15 protein-coding genes are annotated in these 18,916 nt (G+C 61.7%); 10 read left to right on the top strand and 5 right to left on the bottom strand.

Features of this window, described 5'->3' with window-relative positions; all coding sequences use genetic code 11:
• The first annotated feature begins 4 nt into the window (after positions 1 to 4).
• From FQ192_RS16390 to FQ192_RS16360, 7 genes are all read left to right on the top strand, one after another.
• Positions 5 to 721 (top strand): ABC transporter ATP-binding protein, encoded by a 717-nt coding sequence (locus tag FQ192_RS16390; RefSeq protein WP_149659504.1) that lies wholly within the window; start codon positions 5 to 7, stop codon positions 719 to 721.
• Entirely contained in the window at positions 705 to 1,928 is a 1,224-nt protein-coding gene (locus FQ192_RS16385; RefSeq protein WP_149659503.1) for an ABC transporter permease, read from the top strand. The genes FQ192_RS16390 and FQ192_RS16385 overlap by 17 nt, the downstream gene beginning before the upstream one ends.
• Positions 1,918 to 3,462 carry an SUMF1/EgtB/PvdO family nonheme iron enzyme gene (locus FQ192_RS16380; RefSeq protein WP_149659502.1) on the top strand — a complete coding sequence of 515 codons (1,545 nt, stop codon included), beginning with the start codon at positions 1,918 to 1,920 and terminating at the stop codon, positions 3,460 to 3,462. The genes FQ192_RS16385 and FQ192_RS16380 overlap by 11 nt, the downstream gene beginning before the upstream one ends.
• A 46-nt stretch (positions 3,463 to 3,508) precedes the next feature.
• Positions 3,509 to 4,240: a hypothetical protein gene (locus tag FQ192_RS16375; protein ID WP_133835417.1), complete on the top strand. Its 732-nt coding sequence runs from the start codon at positions 3,509 to 3,511 to the stop codon at positions 4,238 to 4,240.
• A gap of 4 nt (positions 4,241 to 4,244) precedes the next feature.
• A complete protein-coding gene (locus FQ192_RS16370; RefSeq protein WP_149659501.1) occupies positions 4,245 to 4,751 on the top strand; it encodes a hypothetical protein in 507 nt (168 codons plus the stop codon).
• A 59-nt stretch (positions 4,752 to 4,810) separates the two neighbouring features.
• Positions 4,811 to 6,223 carry a VWA domain-containing protein gene (locus FQ192_RS16365; protein WP_149659500.1) on the top strand — a complete coding sequence of 471 codons (1,413 nt, stop codon included), beginning with the start codon at positions 4,811 to 4,813 and terminating at the stop codon, positions 6,221 to 6,223.
• 201 nt (positions 6,224 to 6,424) lie between these two features.
• Positions 6,425 to 6,667: a hypothetical protein gene (locus FQ192_RS16360; protein ID WP_306108891.1), complete on the top strand. Its 243-nt coding sequence runs from the start codon at positions 6,425 to 6,427 to the stop codon at positions 6,665 to 6,667.
• 115 nt (positions 6,668 to 6,782) lie between these two features.
• Here FQ192_RS16360 and FQ192_RS16355 read toward each other — a convergent pair whose 3' ends face one another.
• Positions 6,783 to 8,759, bottom strand: coding sequence for a methyl-accepting chemotaxis protein (locus FQ192_RS16355; protein ID WP_149659499.1), 1,977 nt, complete (start codon positions 8,757 to 8,759; stop codon positions 6,783 to 6,785).
• Positions 8,760 to 8,933: 174 nt separating this feature from the next.
• The gene (locus FQ192_RS16345) at positions 8,934 to 9,854 is read right to left on the bottom strand and encodes a LysR substrate-binding domain-containing protein (protein ID WP_149659498.1); all 921 of its coding nucleotides are present in this window, start codon (positions 9,852 to 9,854) and stop codon (positions 8,934 to 8,936) included.
• A gap of 158 nt (positions 9,855 to 10,012) precedes the next feature.
• On the opposite strand from FQ192_RS16345, the gene FQ192_RS16340 reads away from it, so the two are divergent.
• On the top strand, positions 10,013 to 11,410 hold the full coding sequence (locus FQ192_RS16340; RefSeq protein WP_149659497.1) for a NorM family multidrug efflux MATE transporter: 1,398 nt from the start codon (positions 10,013 to 10,015) through the stop codon (positions 11,408 to 11,410).
• Positions 11,411 to 11,518: 108 nt separating this feature from the next.
• On the opposite strand, the gene FQ192_RS16335 is transcribed toward FQ192_RS16340, so the two are convergent.
• On the bottom strand, positions 11,519 to 13,192 hold the full coding sequence (locus tag FQ192_RS16335) for a bifunctional diguanylate cyclase/phosphodiesterase (RefSeq protein WP_149659496.1): 1,674 nt from the start codon (positions 13,190 to 13,192) through the stop codon (positions 11,519 to 11,521).
• A gap of 262 nt (positions 13,193 to 13,454) precedes the next feature.
• Between FQ192_RS16335 and rep the strand changes: the two genes are divergently transcribed.
• On the top strand, positions 13,455 to 15,464 hold the full coding sequence (gene rep, locus FQ192_RS16330; RefSeq protein ID WP_092276241.1) for a DNA helicase Rep: 2,010 nt from the start codon (positions 13,455 to 13,457) through the stop codon (positions 15,462 to 15,464).
• A gap of 56 nt (positions 15,465 to 15,520) precedes the next feature.
• Positions 15,521 to 16,093, top strand: coding sequence for a xanthine phosphoribosyltransferase (locus FQ192_RS16325; RefSeq protein WP_020799401.1), 573 nt, complete (start codon positions 15,521 to 15,523; stop codon positions 16,091 to 16,093).
• Between the two features lie 189 nt (positions 16,094 to 16,282).
• On the opposite strand, the gene FQ192_RS16320 is transcribed toward FQ192_RS16325, so the two are convergent.
• Complete coding sequence (locus tag FQ192_RS16320) at positions 16,283 to 18,208, bottom strand: acetyl-CoA hydrolase/transferase C-terminal domain-containing protein (protein ID WP_149659495.1); 1,926 nt, start codon at positions 18,206 to 18,208, stop codon at positions 16,283 to 16,285.
• Between the two features lie 135 nt (positions 18,209 to 18,343).
• Positions 18,344 to 18,760, bottom strand: a complete 417-nt coding sequence (locus FQ192_RS16315; RefSeq protein ID WP_149659537.1) for a cytochrome c5 family protein — start codon at positions 18,758 to 18,760, stop codon at positions 18,344 to 18,346.
• Between the last annotated feature and the right edge of the window lie 156 nt (positions 18,761 to 18,916).

The raw sequence follows: 18,916 nt of genomic DNA, 5'->3' as shown, positions 1-18,916 counted from the left end.
ACCGATGCTCGATATCAAGAACCTGCTGGTGCGCCGTGGTGAAGGCGCGCTGGCCCATCATGTGCGCCTGCCGCACTTGCAGGTGGGTGCCGGGGAAATCCTCGCCATCACCGGCGAGAGCGGCAGCGGCAAAAGCACGTTGCTCGAAGCCATCGGCCTGTTGCTGGCACCGGTCGAGCTCGAGCGCTTTCGCCTGGGTCCGGCGCGGGCGGGCGGGCACGAGGCGCAGGACATCGCCCGACTGCTGGCCAGCGACGACCAACCGGCCCTGGCGGCGGTGCGTTCGCGGCATTTGGGATTCATTTTGCAGAGCGGCGGTTTGCTGCCGTTTTTGAGCGTGCGCGACAACATCAGCCTGCCCCGGCGCTTGCTCGGGATGTCGACGCAGAGCGCGCACATCGACCACGCGGTCGAGGTGCTGCGCCTGCAAGGCTTGCTGGATAAACACCCCCAGGCGCTGTCGATTGGCGAACGCCAGCGGGTGGCCTGCGTGCGGGCGATTGCCCACGAACCATTGCTGCTGCTGGCCGACGAACCGACCGCCGCGCTCGATCCCCACAGCGCCCGGCGCCTGTTCGAGTTGCTGCTGAGCCTGGTGTCGAGCATGGGCCTGAGCGCGCTTGTTGTGTCCCACGACTGGGCCCTGCTGAAGGATTTCGGCTTGCCGCGACTCGGCGCTATCAGCCGTCAGGGAGAAACACTGTTTGAACCGATGGACTGATCGCCTGCGCCTGCTGGCCACCCTGGCCCTGCAAGATCTGTGGCACGACCGCAAGGTGTCGTTGTGCATCGCCGCCTCGCTGGTGGCGGTGATCGCGCCGCTGTTGCTGCTGTTCGGCCTCAAGCACGGAGTGGTCAGCCAGTTGCAGGACGAACTGCTGCGCGACCCGCGCAACCTCGAAGTGAAGATGCTCAGCAACGGCAATTACGACGGTGCCTGGATCGAGCGTTTGCGCCTGCGTCCCGAGACCGGGTTTGCCCTGGGCCAGACCCGCTCGCTCAACACCCAGGCCGACTTATTGATCGGCCTGACACGCTTTGTCGAAAGCGCGGAAATCATCGCCACCGAACCCGGCGATCCGCAGTTGAACCTGCCGCAATTCAATCCCGTCGACCATCAAGTAATCCTCAGCGCCCGCGCCGCGCAACGCTTGCAGGCCAAGGTTGGCGACAGCGTGCAACTGCGAGTGCTGCGGCGCCTGGACGGTGCCAATGAGCGCGGCGAACTGACCTTGACCGTGCTCGCGGTGCTCGACGGTGCCCGTTTCGGCCGCGCGGCGGGGTTTGTCGCCCCGCCGCTGCTGCTGGAGCTGGAGCGTTTTCGCGACGGTTATCAGGTCGCCGCGTTCGGCATCGCCACCGGCAAACCGATTGGCGACCTGCCACCGCTGTATGCCCGGGCCCGGGTCTATGCGCGGGATATCGATCAAGTCGCGCCGCTGGAGCGCTGGCTCAACGAACAACACATCGAAACCTCGAGCCGACTGGCCGACATCGACAACGTCAAAGCCATCAACCATGTGCTGGGTCTGATCTTCGGCGTGATCGCACTCGCCGCGCTGATCGGTTGTGTGGCGTCGATGGTCGGCGCGTTCCTGGCCAATATCGACCGCAAGCGCAAAAGCCTTGCGGTCCTGCGCCTGCTGGGCTTCAAACGCACGGCGGTCGGCGGTTTCGTGGTCCTGCAAGCGCTGCTGCTGAGCCTGGCCGGCTACCTCGGCGGGCTGGGGTTTTATGCGGTCGGCAGCCATTTGTTCGACTACCTGCTCGGCAGCAGCCAGGCCACCGGCACCTTCGTCTGTCACATCACTATCTGGCATGGCCTCGCCGCCCTGCTCCTGACCTTTCTGGTCGCTGCACTGGTGGCCGTGATCGGCGCCGTGCGAGCCATCAGCATCCAACCTGCGGAGAGTCTGCGTGAGCTATAAACGTTTTGGCTTGCTGTTGCCCCTGAGCCTGGGCTACGTGCTCGACGCCTCGGCGGCGGGCTGGGAAGAGAAGTATTACAACCCGATGCCCGAGGCCAGCGATGTGGTGCTGCCGATGCCATGCGAAGGCTCGATGGTGTTTCGCAAGGTGTTCATCCCGGTGGCCGGCCCCCTCGACGACTACCCGATCAACATCGGCCAGGACGGCGCGGAATACGGCTACGTGGAGCAAACCCGGCCGACGTTTATCGCCGGCAGCTTCACCGGCGCCAAGACCGACAAGTCCCGCTATTACCTGATGGCCAAGTACGAGATGAGTCAGCTGCAATACGCGGCCTTGACCGAAGACACCTGCCCCACCGCCGCCACCAAAATGCGCTTGCCGCAGGTGTCGGTGAGCTGGGTACAAGCCGTCGAAGCGTCCGACAAGTACAACCTGTGGCTGCGCAAAAACGCTGCGGACAAACTGCCGAAAGAAGATGGCGCGCTGGGTTTCCTGCGCTTGCCGACCGAAGTGGAGTGGGAGTTTGCGGCCCGTGGTGGCCTGGAAGTCGGTGCCGCGGAATTCCGTGATACGCGCTATCCGATGCCCGAAGGGATCAACGCTTACGAGTGGTTTGCCGGGGCGCAATCGTCCAACGGCAAATTGCAGTTGTCGGGCCTGCAAAAGCCCAATCCCCTGGGCCTGCACGACATGCTCGGCAACGTCGACGAGATGATGTTCGAGCCATTTCGCCTGAACAAACTCGACCGCCAGCACGGTCAGGCCGGCGGCTACGTGGTGCGTGGCGGCAACTACCTGACCGCCCAGGCCGAACTGCGTACCGCGTTGCGCAAGGAAGAGCCCTACTACAACGCCGACGGCCAGGTGAAGAACAAGACCACCGGCCTGCGCCTGGTGCTGGTCTCGCCGACCCTGACCTCCCGCGAACGCGTGGCCAGTCTCGAAAGCAGCTGGAAGAAACTCGGCACCGGCAGCAAGGAAACCGAGTCGGCGGACAAAGGCACGGTGCAGTCGCTGAACAACCTGGCCTCGGGCGTCGAGGACAAAGCCCTCAAGGAAAAACTCCAGGCCCTGGAAAACCAGTTGCGCGCCAGCAACCAGCAGCAGGAAGAAACCCGCGACCAGGCGATCCGCGCCAGCCTCAACCTGGGCGCGTTCCTGTGCACCAAGATGCTCGACGACGGCCAGTACGTGGATTTCCTGCAAAAGAACTACAAGCTCAATTGCGAATCCGCCGACAAGGACGCCAGTTGCGACATGCGCAAAGGCAAGCTCGACGAGCAGAAGGATCGCCTGCACAAACTCAGCCGCTACTACGCCAGCAGCCTGGTGGAATCGGCCACCTTGTACGGCCAGCCACTGCTGGAAGCGCAAGTGCCGGTGATGGAAGAAATCATCACCCGCAACAAACAACTGCAAGACCTCAAACCCTACTTGCGGACCCACTGGGCGAACCAGAAGACCTTCCTGCAAAAGCAGAAGATCGACACGGACGCCTGGCTGACCAGTTGCAAAACCGTGACTCAATAATTCTTCGAAAAACAACACGCCAACACCGCCACCAAGGAGTTTCACCATGTCGCGCAGCCTTTGGACTCGCTTCAAGCTACAGATCGCTTTCGTCCTCGCCGGCAGTTTGCTGCTGAGTGGTTGTGCCAACACCGGCAGTTCGATGCTCGGCGGCAGCGACGGTACCGACCCGCGCCTGACCCAGGGCAATGACGCCCAGTTCTTCAGCAAATCCGGTTACCAGGCCTGCGCCGTCGGCGCCGGTGTCGGCATCCTCGGTTGCGCCCTGTCCAACAGCAGCAACAAGGCCGTGTGCGCCATCGCCGCCGGGATCACCGCCTGTGGCGTGGCCATGGGCGCGAATTACTACCTGGATCAGCGTCGCAGCGAATACTCCGACACCACCACCCGCCTGGCGAAGATGAACAGCGACGTCGAGCAAGACACCCAGAACGTGATCGCCCGTACCGCGACCGCCCAGCAGGTGATCAACGACGATCAGGCGCGCATCGCCCAGATCAAGAAGGACATCGCCAGCAAAAAGGTCGACAAGACCAAGGCCCAGGCGCAAATCGCCGAGATCGACCAGAACATCGCGCGCCTGCGTAAAGACCTGGGCAACATGCGCACCAAAGTCACCGAGTACACCAAAGTGGCCAACGCCGAGCGGACCCAGGGCAGCAGTGCCGAAATGAAGCAAGTGGACGTGAGCATCCTGAAAATGAATGAGAAAGTCGCCGCCTTGCAAAAGGAAGTCGACGGTCTTTACAGCCAGCGCTCCGCGATCACCCTGGGCTAAGCACATGACTCTACGACAACTGGCGGTCCTCACCGCCGTCCTGGCCTTGAGCGGTTGCGCGACCAAGCCTGGCGAATGCGATGCGACCAATCGCGACAGCAGCATGCTGACCAAAATGAACTGCGACTACTCCGGTGGCTACAGCGACCAGGTCAAGCAAAAGGAACTGGTCCTGGCCGCGTCCCGTCAGGAAAACGCAATGTTCCGCCAGGTGTACGAGAACATTCAGGCCCAGCAACTGAGCACCAGGACCGACCTGGCCAGCCAGCAGAAATCCCAGGCGGCATTGAATCAGTCGCTGGGGCAATTGCTGAGCTCGCTGAAGTCCCGGCACGGCAATGAAAGCCAGATCCAGAAGCAGATTGCCGGGCTGGAACAGCAGCTCCAGGCAACACAGGTGGCCCCCACGACCAAGGCCACGCCCGCGTCGCTGGCTGCCAAGCAGGAACAGCTGAAAACACTGCAGAAGAAAGTCAATCAACTGCAATTCAGCCTCGGTTACGAAGAGTAACTTTTCACCCCCGCAGGCCTCCCTCTGGAGGCCTGCACCTTTTTCCAGGAATCGTCGTCATGCAGCGGGTCATCAGGGATGCGCAAGCCACACCGGAGGGGATGAGTGCGCTGCAAGCCAAAGTCGCCCTTATCCAGAAACACTTTCCACCGAACGTCGCCAGCCTCTTCGCCATTCCGCGAATGGGCAGCGGCGAGGTGCTGGAATGGTGGACCGAACTGGGTGGCCAACCCACGCCCTATGCCGAGCTCAACGAAGACGCGCAACGACGTTTGCTGGACACCTACGAAGTACGCCAGAAGTCCCTTGAACTGCTGGCGGACGAACTGCAAAAACGCGGTCAGCCGACCGTAGCCGACGAGTTGCGCAGCCTGCTCGGCGCGCCCGAACTGGACAAACTCTACAGCCTCAACGGCGAACCGTTGGCGGTGCGCTGGAACCAGCGTCCGCCGAGGCCGATTCCGCCGCCGGTGATTCCGGTGGCCCCCGTGGTGCCGGTCGTGGCGCCGTCGCGCCGTGGCTGGTGGGTCGCCGCCGCCTTGCTCGCGCTGCTGTTGCTGCTGTTGGCGTTGTGGCTTTACTGGTTCCTGCACCGTGAACCTGTGGTCGTGGTTGAACCCGTAGCGCCAGTGGTGACACCCGTCGAGAAACCGGTGGTCCCGGCCCCCGAGCCTGAACCCGTCGTGGTGCCCGCTCCAGAACCCGAACCGGAACCCGAGCCCGAGCCAGTCCCAACACCCGCGCCCGTTCCACCGCCAAAACCCGTGGTCGCCGCCCCGCCACCGGCGCCAACGCTGGATAACTTCGCCTGCCGTAAAAAAGCGCCGGATACCAAGATCCCGCAATTTGTGGTGGTGCTCGACACCTCGGGCTCGATGGACATGAACATCAAGTCGGTGAAGGCCGATGAGGACTGGTTCTTCAGCAACGAGCTCAACAAGTACCTGGACCCCAACCGCACCGTGCAGATCTTCGCCAAACCCACGCGCATGGACGTGGCCAAGGATTCGCTGGCGGGCATGATCAACGGGCTCGACCCGAAGATCGACACACGCCTGATCACCTACGAAGGCTGCAACAGCACGCCGGACCAGGGCGTCTTCAAGTTCGGCGACCGCCAGCGCCTGATCAACGGCATTCGCGGCCTGCGCCCCAACGACGGCACACCCCTGGCCGACAGCCTGGCCAAAGCCGCCAGCACCGTGGATGGGCGCAATAACGATGCAGTGATCGTGATGTTCGTCGACGGCGAGGACAACTGCCAGAAAGACGTATGCGCCGTCTCCCGCCAGATCGCCCAGAACCAACCGCGCCTGCGGGTCAACGTGGTGAACATCGGCACCGGCGGCCCGTCGCGCTGCATCGCGCAAAACACCGGCGGCCGGGTTTACTCCAGCAACGACGCGGCGGAGTTGGGCAAGCAATTGAAACTGGCGAGTAAGGAAGTGGCGAGTAATGCCAAGTGTAATTAGGCATTGCCGGAAATTTCCGACAACTACTCGGCGACTTGCATACGCCACTTCGGCCGCTACGGCGGCCCGGTGTTCAAATGGGTTATTCACGGGTATCGCATTGTTTGGTGTTGATGTGGTTTGAATGAGTATGCTGTTCCAACCGCAACGCAAAGGTGTATTCCCTATGCTGGGCCAGATAACGAAATCGGAGAGAAACCTGTGAGGCTCGACAAGTTGCGCGTACAGAACTTCATCGTTACGACCCATAGTCCTCAAGTGCTGAGTACCGTACGGCGTGAAAACATCCGCGTCATCGGGAAAGACGCCCAGGGCCAATTGATTGCATCACAGCCGCTTGCCATGACCTACGGTGAGCCCAGCAATAGCGTGCTGCACGGTGTGATGCAGGTTGATCCGCAGCCTCCGGTGAGTGAGAAGCCGGATTTGCTGCAGCTCACCTAATGGTGAGCGCGACGCCCCTCATTTGCGCTGAACAGATTCGATCAGTTAACCCACTGGGTCCACAGCCTGAAAACCTCAACGGGCGCCCACCTGGGCGGGACACCCTGATTGAACCTCAACGGAACCGATCAACCTCATGCCGCAGGCCTGCCGCCAGGGATTCCAGCTCCTTGGCGGTGATGGCCAGGTTCGACACCACTTCGCGCTGCTCGCTGTTGGCCAGCGCAATGCTCTGCAAGTTGCTGCTGAGCAAGGTCGCGGTGCTGCTCTGTTCCTGGGTCGCAGTGGTGATCGCCGCGAACTGCTGACCTGCCGAACGACTCTGCTCATCAATCCGCTCAAGTGCCGAGGCGACGTTGGCATTTCGGGACAAGCCTTCCTGCATCAGCACGTTGCCCTGCTCCATGGTGCTGATGGCGTTGCCGGTTTCCTGCTGGATGCTCTGGATCATTCCGGAGATTTCATCGGTCGCTTCACGGGTGCGTGACGCCAGGTTGCGCACTTCATCGGCCACTACCGCAAAACCCCGGCCCTGCTCGCCCGCACGGGCGGCTTCGATGGCGGCGTTCAGCGCCAGCAGGTTGGTCTGGTCGGCAATCGCGGTAATTACCCCGACGATCCCGCCGATTTCCTGGGAGCGCTGCCCGAGGGTGTTGATCACCGTTGCGGTGCTGTTCAGTGCGCCAGCGATTTGCTCCAGTGAAGAAGAAGCTTCCTGCATCGATGTACGACCGATCTGAGTTTGCTGTGCGTTTTCCTGGGCCATGCGCTGGGTGTTGCCCATGTTGTCGGCGATGTTCAGGGACGTGGCGCTGAATTCTTCGACGGCGCCGGCCATGCTGGTGATTTCGCCGGACTGCTGCTCCATCCCTTCATAAGCACCGCCGGACAGACCGGACAAGGCCTGGGCGCGGCTATTGACCTCTTCCGACGCCTTGCGGATGTGCTCGACCATGGTCGACAGGGCCTGGCTCATCTGGTTAAAGGCCCGGGCCAATTGACCGATTTCGTCGTTGCTCGACACATTTAGGCGCACGCTCAAATCACCGGCGCCCAAGGCTTCGGCTTGACGTACCAGGTCGCCCAGCGGTGCCAGTTTGCTGCGCAACAACCAGACCGCCGAACCCACCGCGATCAACATCGCCAACAGGCTGCCGATGGCCAGTTGAATGCCGACGCTCCAGGTCACGGCGCTGATTTCGGCTTTCGGCATGCTCGCCACTACCGACCACGGCCCGCCTTCGAACGGCACCGCAAGGCTGTAGAAATCTTCGGATTTGTCGCTCCAGAACTCGCCTTTACCCGGCGTCTTCGCCAAATCGGTAATGGTCGGCACCGCCTTATCCAGCGCTTGCACACCGGCAATCGGCACCAGCCATTTGCTCTGTTCATCCAGCAGTGCCAACGAGCCGGTCTTACCGATACGGAAGCGTTTCAGATTCTCGAACTGCGCATTCTGCGCGTCGGTGTAATCGAATCCTACGAACAGCACGGCAATCACCTTACCGCCGCTGTCACGTACGGGGGTGTACTGAGTCATGTAGGAACGTTCGAACAGCAAGGCGCGACCGACGTAGCTCTGGCCCGCGATCAAGCGCGCGTAGGCCGGGTGGGCGTGATCGAGCAAGGTGCCGATGGCCCGGGTGCCGTCCTGTTTGCTCAGGGAGGTGCTGACCCGAACGAAGTCTTCGCCGCTACGTACGAACAAGGTCGCGACGCCGGCGGTCATTTGCTTGAACTCGTCAACTTCCTTGAAGTTGTTGTTCAGCACCTCGCTGCCCAGGTGCAGGCCCGGGGTCTGCACGCCGGCCACGGTCACCGGGTCATCCGGGTGCACGCTGAGGCCGGCGCTGAAGCGCTTCTCGAACAGACCACTGAGACGCTGGGTGCTTTCCCGCAGCGTGCCGTGGAACGTGCTGAGCTGATCGGCGAGCAGGCGGGCCTCACTGGCCAGATGCTCTTCGCGGGTGGCGAGGTTGGCGGTGTCCAGCGAGCGCAGGGCGAACACGGTGCTGCCGCTGATGACAATCGCCAGAATCACGGCAAGCGCGAGACCAAGCTGTGAGGCGATCCGGGCACGGGGTTGAGACATGACAGCTCCTGGCCAAGCGACCGGATCCTCCTTGATCAGGCTCTGCGCTCAGCAAAATTTCGAATAATGGGAATAACGCGAAACCGGCACGAAGGTTCCACTAGCAGATATTCGGCGGCAAACCTGAATACTTGAGCTATTAGCCCGGTTATAGCCTGGGGCCACTATATCGTTTCAGCTCAGGCGTTCAACGTCCGGCAATTCCATGGCCCGCACTTCGCCCTGTAGGAAATCGCTGAGCCGGCGCATACGCTCACCACCGGGACGGGTTTTCGGCCAGACCAGGTAATATTTCTCACCGCTGGCAACGGCGGTCGGCCACGGCAAACTCAGACGCCCCTGGGCCACATCCTCGGCCACCATCAGCAAATCCCCCATCGACACGCCATACCCCCGGGCGGCGGCAATCATGCCCAGCTCCAGGGTATCGAACACCTGCCCGCCCTTGAGCGACACCTGATCGGCCAGTCCCATGCGCTCCAACCAATTGCGCCAGTCACGGCGGTCCGGCGCCGGGTGCAGCAGTTCGGTGGTGGCCAGTCGGGCGACGTCCCAGGGCTGGTCGTCCAGCAGATTGGGCGCGCCGACCGGGATCAGTTCTTCCGGGAACAGCAACGTCGTCTCCCAGTCCGGTGGGAAATTGCCTCGACTGAGGATCACCGCGCAATCGAAGGGTTCGTGGTTGAAGTCCACGGTGTCGATGTCCATCCAGGCGCTGGTCAGTTGCACTTCGTTGCCCGGTTGCAGGTGCCGGAAGCGACTGAGCCGCGCCAGCAGCCAGCGCATGGTCAGGGTCGATGGGGCTTTCATGCGCAGGATGTCGTCTTCGGCGCGCAAGGTATTGCAGGCGCGCTCCAGCGCGATGAAACCTTCACGAATGCCCGGCAGGATCAGCCGCGCCGACTCGGTCAACTGCAGGTTGCGCCCGCTGCGGTGAAACAGTCGGCAGGCAAAATGCTCTTCGAGCGTACGAATATGCCGACTGACCGCACTTTGGGTAATCGACAGTTCTTCCGCCGCGCGGGTAAAGGAGCTATGCCGCGCCGCCGCTTCGAATGCGCGCAGGGCATACAAGGGAGGAAGCCGACGAGACATGCAGAAAGCTCCTATAGCGGGATGGGGCCAACTTATCAGAAAGTCCGCTGGATGAGTTTTAATCATGCCACCCATCCTTTTTATCCCTTTGTGCAAACCCCGCAGTGCGCCGAGAATCGAGCCTTTCCCATTAATACTGCCAATGGAGCGTGATGACCATGCAGCATCCAGCACGTACCGAACTCTGGGCCATCCTGCGGCTGGCGGGGCCGTTGATTGCCTCGCAGTTGGCGCACATGTTGATGGTCCTCACCGACACCCTGATGATGGCGCGCCTGAGCCCCGAGGCGCTGGCCGGCGGCGGCCTGGGCGCGGCGACTTACTCGTTCGTGTCGATTTTCTGCATTGGCGTGATCGCGGCAGTCGGCACGTTGGTGGCGATTCGTAAAGGCGCGGGCGATATCGTCGGCGCCGCGCGGTTGACCCAGGCCGGGTTGTGGCTGGCGTGGTTGATGGCGCTGGTGGCCGGGCTGCTGCTGTGGAACCTCAAACCGGTGTTGCTGCTGTTCGGCCAGACCGACACCAACGTCCACTCCGCCGGGCTGTTCCTGACGTTCCTGCCATTCGCCCTGCCCGGCTACCTGAGTTTCATGGCCCTGCGCGGTTTCACCAGCGCCATCGGCCGGGCAACGCCGGTGATGGTGATCAGCCTGTGCGGCACCGTGGCCAACTTCGCACTCAATTACGCGTTCATCACCGGCATGTTCGGCTTGCCGAAAATGGGTCTGGTGGGGATTGGTCTGGTGACTGCGATTGTCGCCAACCTGATGGCTGTGGCGTTGGCGCTGCACATTCGGCGGCATCCGGCTTACGACGCTTACCCGTTGCGCCAGGGCTTGTCGCGGCCGAACCGCCAGTACCTGAAAGAACTGTGGCGCCTGGGCCTGCCGATTGGCGGCACCTACGCGGTGGAAGTCGGGTTGTTCGCCTTCGCGGCGCTGTGCATGGGCACCATGGGCAGCACGCAACTGGCGGCGCATCAGATTGCGCTGCAGATTGTCTCGGTGGCGTTCATGGTCCCGGCGGGGTTGTCGTATGCGATCACCATGCGCATCGGCCAGCACTACGGCGCCGGGCAGTTGCTCGATGCGCGGTTGTCCGGTCGGGTCGGGATCGTATTTGGCGCGGCCTCGATGGTGGCCTTCGCCATGGTGTTCTGGCTGTGGCCGAATCAGTTGATCGGTTTGTTCCTGGACCATAACGACCCGGCCTTCCGCCCGGTCATCGACCTGGCCGTGAGCCTGTTGGCGGTGGCGGCGTGGTTCGAGCTGTTCGACGGCACGCAAACCATCGCCATGGGCTGCATCCGCGGGCTCAAAGATGCCAAGACTACATTCCTGGTCGGGCTCGGTTGCTATTGGCTGATCGGCGCGCCGGCCGCGTGGGTGATGGCGTTCAATCTGAACGGGGGGCCGACGGGGGTCTGGTGGGGCTTGGCGTTGGGGCTGGCGTGTGCGGCGGTGAGTTTGACGCTGGCGTTTGAGTGGAAGATGAAGCGGATGATTCGGCGCGAGCCTGCGGTGCAGGCCAGTTTCAGGGTGATTCAGCCGGATTAGGACCCCTGTAGGAGCGAGGCTTGCCCGCGAAGGTGTCGTGTCAGTTAACAACGATGTCGACTGATACGACGCCTTCGCGGGCAAGCCTCGCTCCTACAGGGGTCGGCGTTAGCTCACGATTTCGAGGGCGGGCTGTTGGCTGCTGCCAAACGTCAGATACTCCACCAACTCCGCCAACGGCAACGGCTTGCTGATCAGATAACCCTGCACCTGATCACACCCAAACCCGCGCAACAAATCCAGCTGCTCCGGGGTTTCCACACCTTCAGCCACCACTTCCAGGTTGAGGTTGTGCGCCAGGTTGATCATCGCGTGCACCAGTTTGCGGTTCTCTTCCCGCTCCTCCATGCCGCCGACAAAGCTCTTGTCGACCTTGAGCAAGGTGATCGGCAGGCTGTTGAGGTGCACGAAGGAGGAGAACCCGGTGCCGAAGTCGTCGAGGGAAAAACGCACACCGAGGCGGCCGAGGGCGTCCATGGTCTGCTTGACCAGGTCGCTGCGGCGCATCACGGCGGTTTCGGTCAGTTCGAATTCCAGCCATTGCGCTTCGACGCCGCGCTCAGTAATCAAGCGGCTCAACGTCGACAACAGCTGACTGTCCTGAAACTGGCGGAACGACAGGTTGATCGCCATGTGCAACGCCGGCAAACCCCGTTCGCGCAACGCCTGCATGTCCCGCAGGGCCCGGGAAATCACCCAGTAACCCAGCGGCACGATCAAACCGCTTTGCTCCGCCAGCGGCACAAATTCGCTCGGTGGCAGCAAACCCCGCTCAGCGTGACGCCAGCGCACCAGGGCTTCGAGGCCGACGATCTGGCCGTCTTCAAGATTCAGGCGCGGCTGGTAATGCAGTTCCAGTTCATCGCGACGCAAGGCCCGGCGCAGTTCGCTTTCGAGGTCGGCAATGCTGCGGGCGTTGCGGTTGATGCGTTCGTTGAAGATATGAAAGGTGCAGCCCTGGGTGCTCTTGGCCTGCTGCATGGCAATGTGCGCGTGCCACATCAACGGGTCGGCGCCGGCCTGGGCCCGGGCGTGAGCAATGCCGAGGCTGGAGCCGATCAACAGGCTTTCGCCATCGATCCAGTAAGGCTCGGCCAGCGCTTCGGTGATGCGCTCGGCCATCCACTCGGCCCGTTGCGGGGCGCGGCGGGTGTCGATCAACAGGGCGAATTCATCGCTGCCCAGTCGTGCCAGTTGATCCCCGGCCTCGAGTTGGCTTTTGAGTCGCGCGACCACTTGCAGGATCAATCGGTCGCCGGCCTGATGGCCGAGGGCGTCGTTGGCGTGCCGGAAGTTGTCGAGGTCGAGGTGCCCGAGGGCCAGGCCGCGACCGTCGTTTTCCGCCAGACGCGCCGCCAGCAAGGTCTGGAAACCCTGGCGGTTGGCGATGCCGGTCAACGGGTCTTGCTCGGCCAGGCGTTGCAGGGTGTTTTCCAGCACGCCGCGTTCGCGCACATGGCGCAGGCAGCGGCGCAACATGCCAGGATCGAGCAGATCGCGCACCAGCCAGTCGCTCACACCGTCGGGCGGGGTCAGCGGTTCGTGTTCGAGCAGCAACACCATCGGCAGGCTGCACCGGCCGGGGGCGGGCTGAAGGGCCGGGATCGTCAACAACACCGCGTTGCGGTTGTCATCGAACAGACTGCTGACCGACTCCCAACTCGGCGCGCTGATCAGCACTGCCGAGCTCCCCATTGGAGCCAGACACTCGCGCAACAACGCTGTCCACGCTGGCTCTTCGGCCAGTAGCAGCAAACGCAAGGGTTCGACAGGCGTAGACAAGCTAGCTCCCTAGACTCTGCAATGATGTAGGCGGCGGGCATTATGCCGCGCCGGTAACCAATGACCAAATGACACCGGTTATCAAACACGGCTTTGTGTCTGGAATACGAACATTAGCCGCAAATTCTCCGCGCATCCTGCGTGAAAGTAACAAAACCGGCAAATAGAGATCGCGTGCTGCGTCACAAGTCGGAGAGAGCAGCACAATTCGCTGAGCCTGTTAAAATGCCGGCCCATTTCACAGATGACTCCCTGATTCCGTATGTCCCGACTCAATCCCCGGCAGCAAGAAGCCGTGAACTACGTCGGCGGCCCTCTATTGGTGCTCGCCGGTGCAGGCTCCGGCAAGACCAGCGTGATCACGCGCAAGATCGCGCACTTGATCCAGAACTGCGGCATCCGTGCCCAGTACATCGTCGCCATGACCTTTACCAACAAGGCTGCGCGGGAGATGAAGGAACGGGTCGGCACCCTGCTCAAGGGCGGCGAAGGTCGTGGCCTGACCGTGTGTACCTTCCACAACCTGGGCCTGAACATCATCCGCAAGGAACACGTGCGGCTGGGCTACAAGCCGGGCTTCTCGATCTTTGACGAGACTGACGTCAAAGCCTTGATGACCGACATCATGCAGAAGGAATACGCGGGCGACGACGGCGTCGACGAGATCAAGAACATGATCGGCTCGTGGAAGAACGACCTGATTCTGCCGCCCGAAGCCCTGGAAAACGCGCGTAATCCCAAGGAACAGACCGCCGCCATCGTCTACACCCACTACCAGCGCACGCTCAAGGCGTTCAACGCGGTGGACTTCGACGACCTGATCCTGCTGCCGGTAAAACTTTTCCAGGAACACGCCGACATCCTCGAAAAGTGGCAGAACAAGGTGCGCTACCTGCTGGTGGACGAATACCAGGACACCAACGCCAGCCAGTATTTGCTGGTGAAACTGCTGATCGGCACGCGCAACCAGTTCACCGTGGTCGGCGACGATGACCAGTCGATCTACGCCTGGCGCGGTGCCCGGCCGGAAAACCTGATGCTTTTGAAGGACGACTACCCGTCCCTGAAAGTGGTGATGCTGGAGCAAAACTACCGCTCCACCAGCCGCATCCTGCGCTGCGCCAACGTGCTGATCTCGAACAACCCCCACGAGTTTGAAAAACAACTGTGGAGCGAGATGGGCCACGGCGACGAGATCCGCGTGATCCGCTGCCGCAACGAAGACGCCGAAGCCGAGCGCGTGGCCGTCGAGTTGCTGACCCTGCACCTGCGCACCGACCGGCCGTACAGCGATTTCGCGATCCTCTATCGCGGCAACTACCAGGCCAAGCTGATCGAGCTGAAGCTGCAACACCATCAGATTCCTTACCGACTTTCCGGCGGCAACAGCTTTTTCGGCCGTCAGGAAGTGAAAGACCTGATGGCCTACTTCCGCCTGATCGTGAACCCGGACGACGACAACGCCTTCCTGCGCGTGATCAACGTGCCGCGCCGGGAAATCGGTTCGACGACCCTGGAAAAACTCGGCAACTACGCCACCGAACGCAAGATCTCGATGTACGCCGCCACCGACGAAATCGGCCTGGGCGAGCATCTGGACACGCGGTTCACCGATCGCCTGTCGCGCTTCAAGCGCTTCATGGACAAGGTCCGCGAGCAGTGCGCCGGCGAAGACCCGATCTCGGCCCTGCGCAGCATGGTCATGGACATCGACTACGAGAACTGGCTGCGCACCAACAGCTCCAGCGACAAGGCCGCCGACTACCGCATGGGTAACGTCTGGTTCCTGATCGAGGCGTTGAAAAACACCCTGGAGAAAGACGAAGAAGGCGAGATGACCGTCGAAGACGCCATCGGCAAACTGGTTTTGCGCGACATGCTGGAACGTCAGCAGGAAGAGGAAGACGGCGCCGAAGGCGTGCAGATGATGACCTTGCACGCCTCCAAGGGCCTGGAATTCCCCTACGTGTTCATCATGGGCATGGAAGAGGAAATCCTCCCGCACCGCTCCAGCATCGAAGCCGACACCATCGAAGAAGAACGCCGACTGGCCTACGTCGGGATTACCCGGGCGCGTCAGACTCTGGCCTTCACTTTTGCCGCCAAGCGTAAGCAATACGGCGAGATCATCGACTGCGCACCGAGCCGCTTCCTCGATGAACTGCCGCCGGACGACCTGGCCTGGGAAGGCAACGACGACACGCCCGTTGAAGTCAAAGCCGTTCGCGGCAACACCGCATTGGCGGATATACGCGCGATGTTAAAGCGCTAGAATCGACTACTTTTTAACCAGCCCTGGACGCACAGGCGTCCGTAGAGGAAAGCTTCATGGAAGCACTGCACAAGAAAATTCGCGAAGAAGGCATCGTGCTTTCCGATCAGGTCCTGAAAGTCGACGCCTTTCTGAACCACCAGATCGACCCGGCCTTGATGAAGCTGATCGGCGACGAATTCGCCACGCTGTTCAAGGACTCGGGCATCACCAAGATCGTCACCATCGAAGCCTCGGGCATTGCCCCGGCGATCATGACTGGCCTGAATCTGGGCGTGCCGGTGATCTTCGCCCGCAAGCACCAGTCCCTGACCCTGACCGAAAACCTGCTGTCGGCGACCGTTTATTCGTTCACCAAGCAGACCGAAAGCACCGTGGCCATCTCCCCGCGCCACCTGACCAGCAGCGACCGCGTGCTGATCATCGATGACTTTTTGGCCAACGGTAAGGCGTCCCAGGCGCTGATCTCGATCATCAAGCAGGCTGGCGCGACGGTCGCCGGTTTGGGGATCGTGATCGAGAAGTCGTTCCAGGGTGGGCGTGCGGAACTGGATGCGCAGGGTTATCGGGTTGAGTCGTTGGCTCGCGTTCAGTCGTTGGCTGGCGGTGTCGTGACCTTCATCGAGTAACCCCCGCAATGATCGTTCCCACGCTCCGCGTGGGAATGCAGCCCGGGACGCTCCGCGTCCCATCCAAGCCGAACGCGGAGCGTCCGAAGAGGCATTCCCACGCAGAGCGTGGGAACGATCAGCATGTCGTGCCAAATGTTGTAGTCGACATAACCCCTGTAGGAGCGAGGCTTGCCCGCGAAGGCGCCCTCACTGCTGGCCGGTGGCTTTCAGGCCGGTGAGCAGTAGCCGCTGAAACAAATCCTCTTTCAACCCGTCCGTGTCAGTCAGCTGCATCCGCTCCAAATGTTCCGGGTATTGCGATGCTTCAGGCGCATCCAGCGCAGCCTTGCCCAATTCCAGAATCTCGCTCAGCTTGAACTTGCTCTTCAACCAGTTCAGCGCCCGCAACACATCCCGCTCCACCTCGGTGAAATCACAGCCCAGCGGATACTCCGGAAATAAATTCGGATGCCGCGCCTGGATCGCCTGCAAACGCTGTGGATGGTTGTCGGCAAAGCGCGGATCGAGGCGGAAGTTCTTCGGCAGTTTGCCGACGTTCTGCGCCTGTTCAATCAGCCCCGGCTGGAAGCGTGAATCGCTGATATTGAGCAACGCCTCGATCACCGCCGAATCGGTCTTGCCGCGCAAATCGGCGATGCCGTATTCAGTGACGACGATATCCCGCAGATGCCGGGGAATGGTGCAATGGCCGTACTCCCAGACAATGTTCGAACTGACCTCCCCGCCCGACTCGCGCCAACTGCGCAGGATCAGCACCGAACGCGCACCTTCCAGCGCATGGCCCTGGGCGACGAAGTTGTACTGCCCGCCGACGCCGCTGAGCACCCGCCCGTCTTCCAACTGATCCGCCACACCGGCCCCCATCAGGGTCATGGTGAACACGGTGTTGATGAACCGCGCATCCAGGCGCTGCAAACGCTTGAGCTCTTCCTGGCCGTAGAGTTCGTTGATGTAGCTGATGCGGGTCATGTTGAATTCGAGGCGCTTGCTTTGAGGCAACTCGCGCAGGCGCTCGTAGAAACTGCGCGGGCCGAGGAAGAAGCCGCCGTGCACCGAGATGCCGTCGGTTTGCGCCGCTTCGTCGAGGGTGCCGTCGTTGGCCTGTTGCTGGGTCGGCACGTCCGGGTAGACCTTGCGCCGGATGATGCCGGCGTCGCCCAGCACCAGCAAACCGTTGACGAACATCTCGCTGCAACCATAGAGCCCCTTGGCGAAAGGTTCGACGCCGCCCTCGCGCTCGATCAACTGCGCCCACTGGCTCAGGTTCAGGTCAGCCAGCAGCGCCTTGTACCCGGCGTTATCCGCCTGGCGCGCCAGCAATGCCGCGGTCAGCGCATCCCCCATGGAGCCGATGCCGATCTGCAAGGTGCCGCCATCGCGCACCAGCGTACTGGCGTGCAGGCCGATGAAGTGATCCTGGAAACCCACCGGCATGTTGGGCGTCGAGAACAGCGTGGTGTTGTCCTTCTCGTCGATCAGCAGGTCGAACGCGTCCATGCCGACTTCGGCATCACCGGGCATGTAGGGCAAATCGTTGTGCACCTGGCCCACCAGCAGGATCGTCTCCCCCGCCTCACGCCGTTTGGCGATCATCGGAAACAGGTCGAGGGTGATGTCCGGATTGCAGCTCAGGCTGAGGCGATCGGGATGGTCGCCATGGCTGGCCACCAGTTGCGCCACCAGATTCAGCCCGGCGGCGTTGATGTCCCGGGCGGCGTGGCTGTAGTTGCTGCTGACGTAATCCTGCTGAGCCTGGGCGCTGTGCAACAGGCTGCCGGGTTGCATGAAGAATTGCTGGACCTGGATGTTCGGCGGCAGGCTGTCTTTTTGCAGCGGCGCCAGAAACTCCAGCTCTGGATAATCGCCGAAGACCCGTTCAATGAAGGGTTCGAGGAAGCGCTTTTGCAGGCCATCGCCCAAGGAGGGCCGGCCGAGGCACAGGGCGGTGTAGATCGTCAGCCGCCGCTCGGGCAGTTGCGCGATACGCTGGTACAGCGCGTTGACGAAGTGGTTGGGTTTGCCCAGACCCAGGGGCAGGCCCATGTGAATATGCGCCGGCAACCGCGCCAGTACGTCATCGACCGCCTGTTCGATAGAACACAACTGCACCATCTGATCCTCCCGCACGTTCCGTGAATTGGGGTTGGACCGAGCTTGCCGGGTCTTTGCTGCAAAGAATAGTCGCGCAGGCAAATCGCAGGCACAAAAAAGCCGCTCGCAAGCGGCTATTTCGCTGAAGATGGGGGCTTATTTCAGGCCGGACATCTTCTCGATTGCGCCCTTCAGCTCAGGATCGGAGCAGTCGGCGCAGGTGCCTTTTGGCGGCATGGAGTTGATGCCGGTGATGGCTTTGGCCAGCAGACCGTCAAGCCCGCCTTGTTCTTTGGCACGTTTGCCCCAGTCAGCCGCATCGCCTATTTTTGGCGAGCCCAACAGGCCGGTACCGTGGCAAGCGTTGCAATGTTTTGCAATCACTTCGTCAGGGGTCTTGGCCCCACCACCGCCGCCCGCCGAAGCCGCGACTTCCATCCCTTTGCACTCTTGACCCGTTACACAAACCTGACCCACAGGCTCAAGGCGTTTAGCAATATCGTCGTTCGTTGCAGCTTGTGCGCTCACAGCCCAAAGGGCCAATACAGTTGCTGGTGCAGCCAGCATTTTCATAATTAGGTTCACGCGTTCACCCTCAATGGTGGCTATTCACGCCCGCGGCCACGGTTCGCAGGCGGGCGCAAGTATAACGGCAAGCCCGCCACACTGAAACAACCCCAAAGTCGAAGGGGTCTTGTTGCGTGGCGTAAAACGGTTCAGGCGCCTTCG

It is taken from the genome of Pseudomonas sp. ANT_J12 (genome assembly GCF_008370045.1).
Taxonomy (GTDB): domain Bacteria; phylum Pseudomonadota; class Gammaproteobacteria; order Pseudomonadales; family Pseudomonadaceae; genus Aquipseudomonas.
This window is presented reverse-complemented; position numbering and strand designations above follow the sequence as displayed.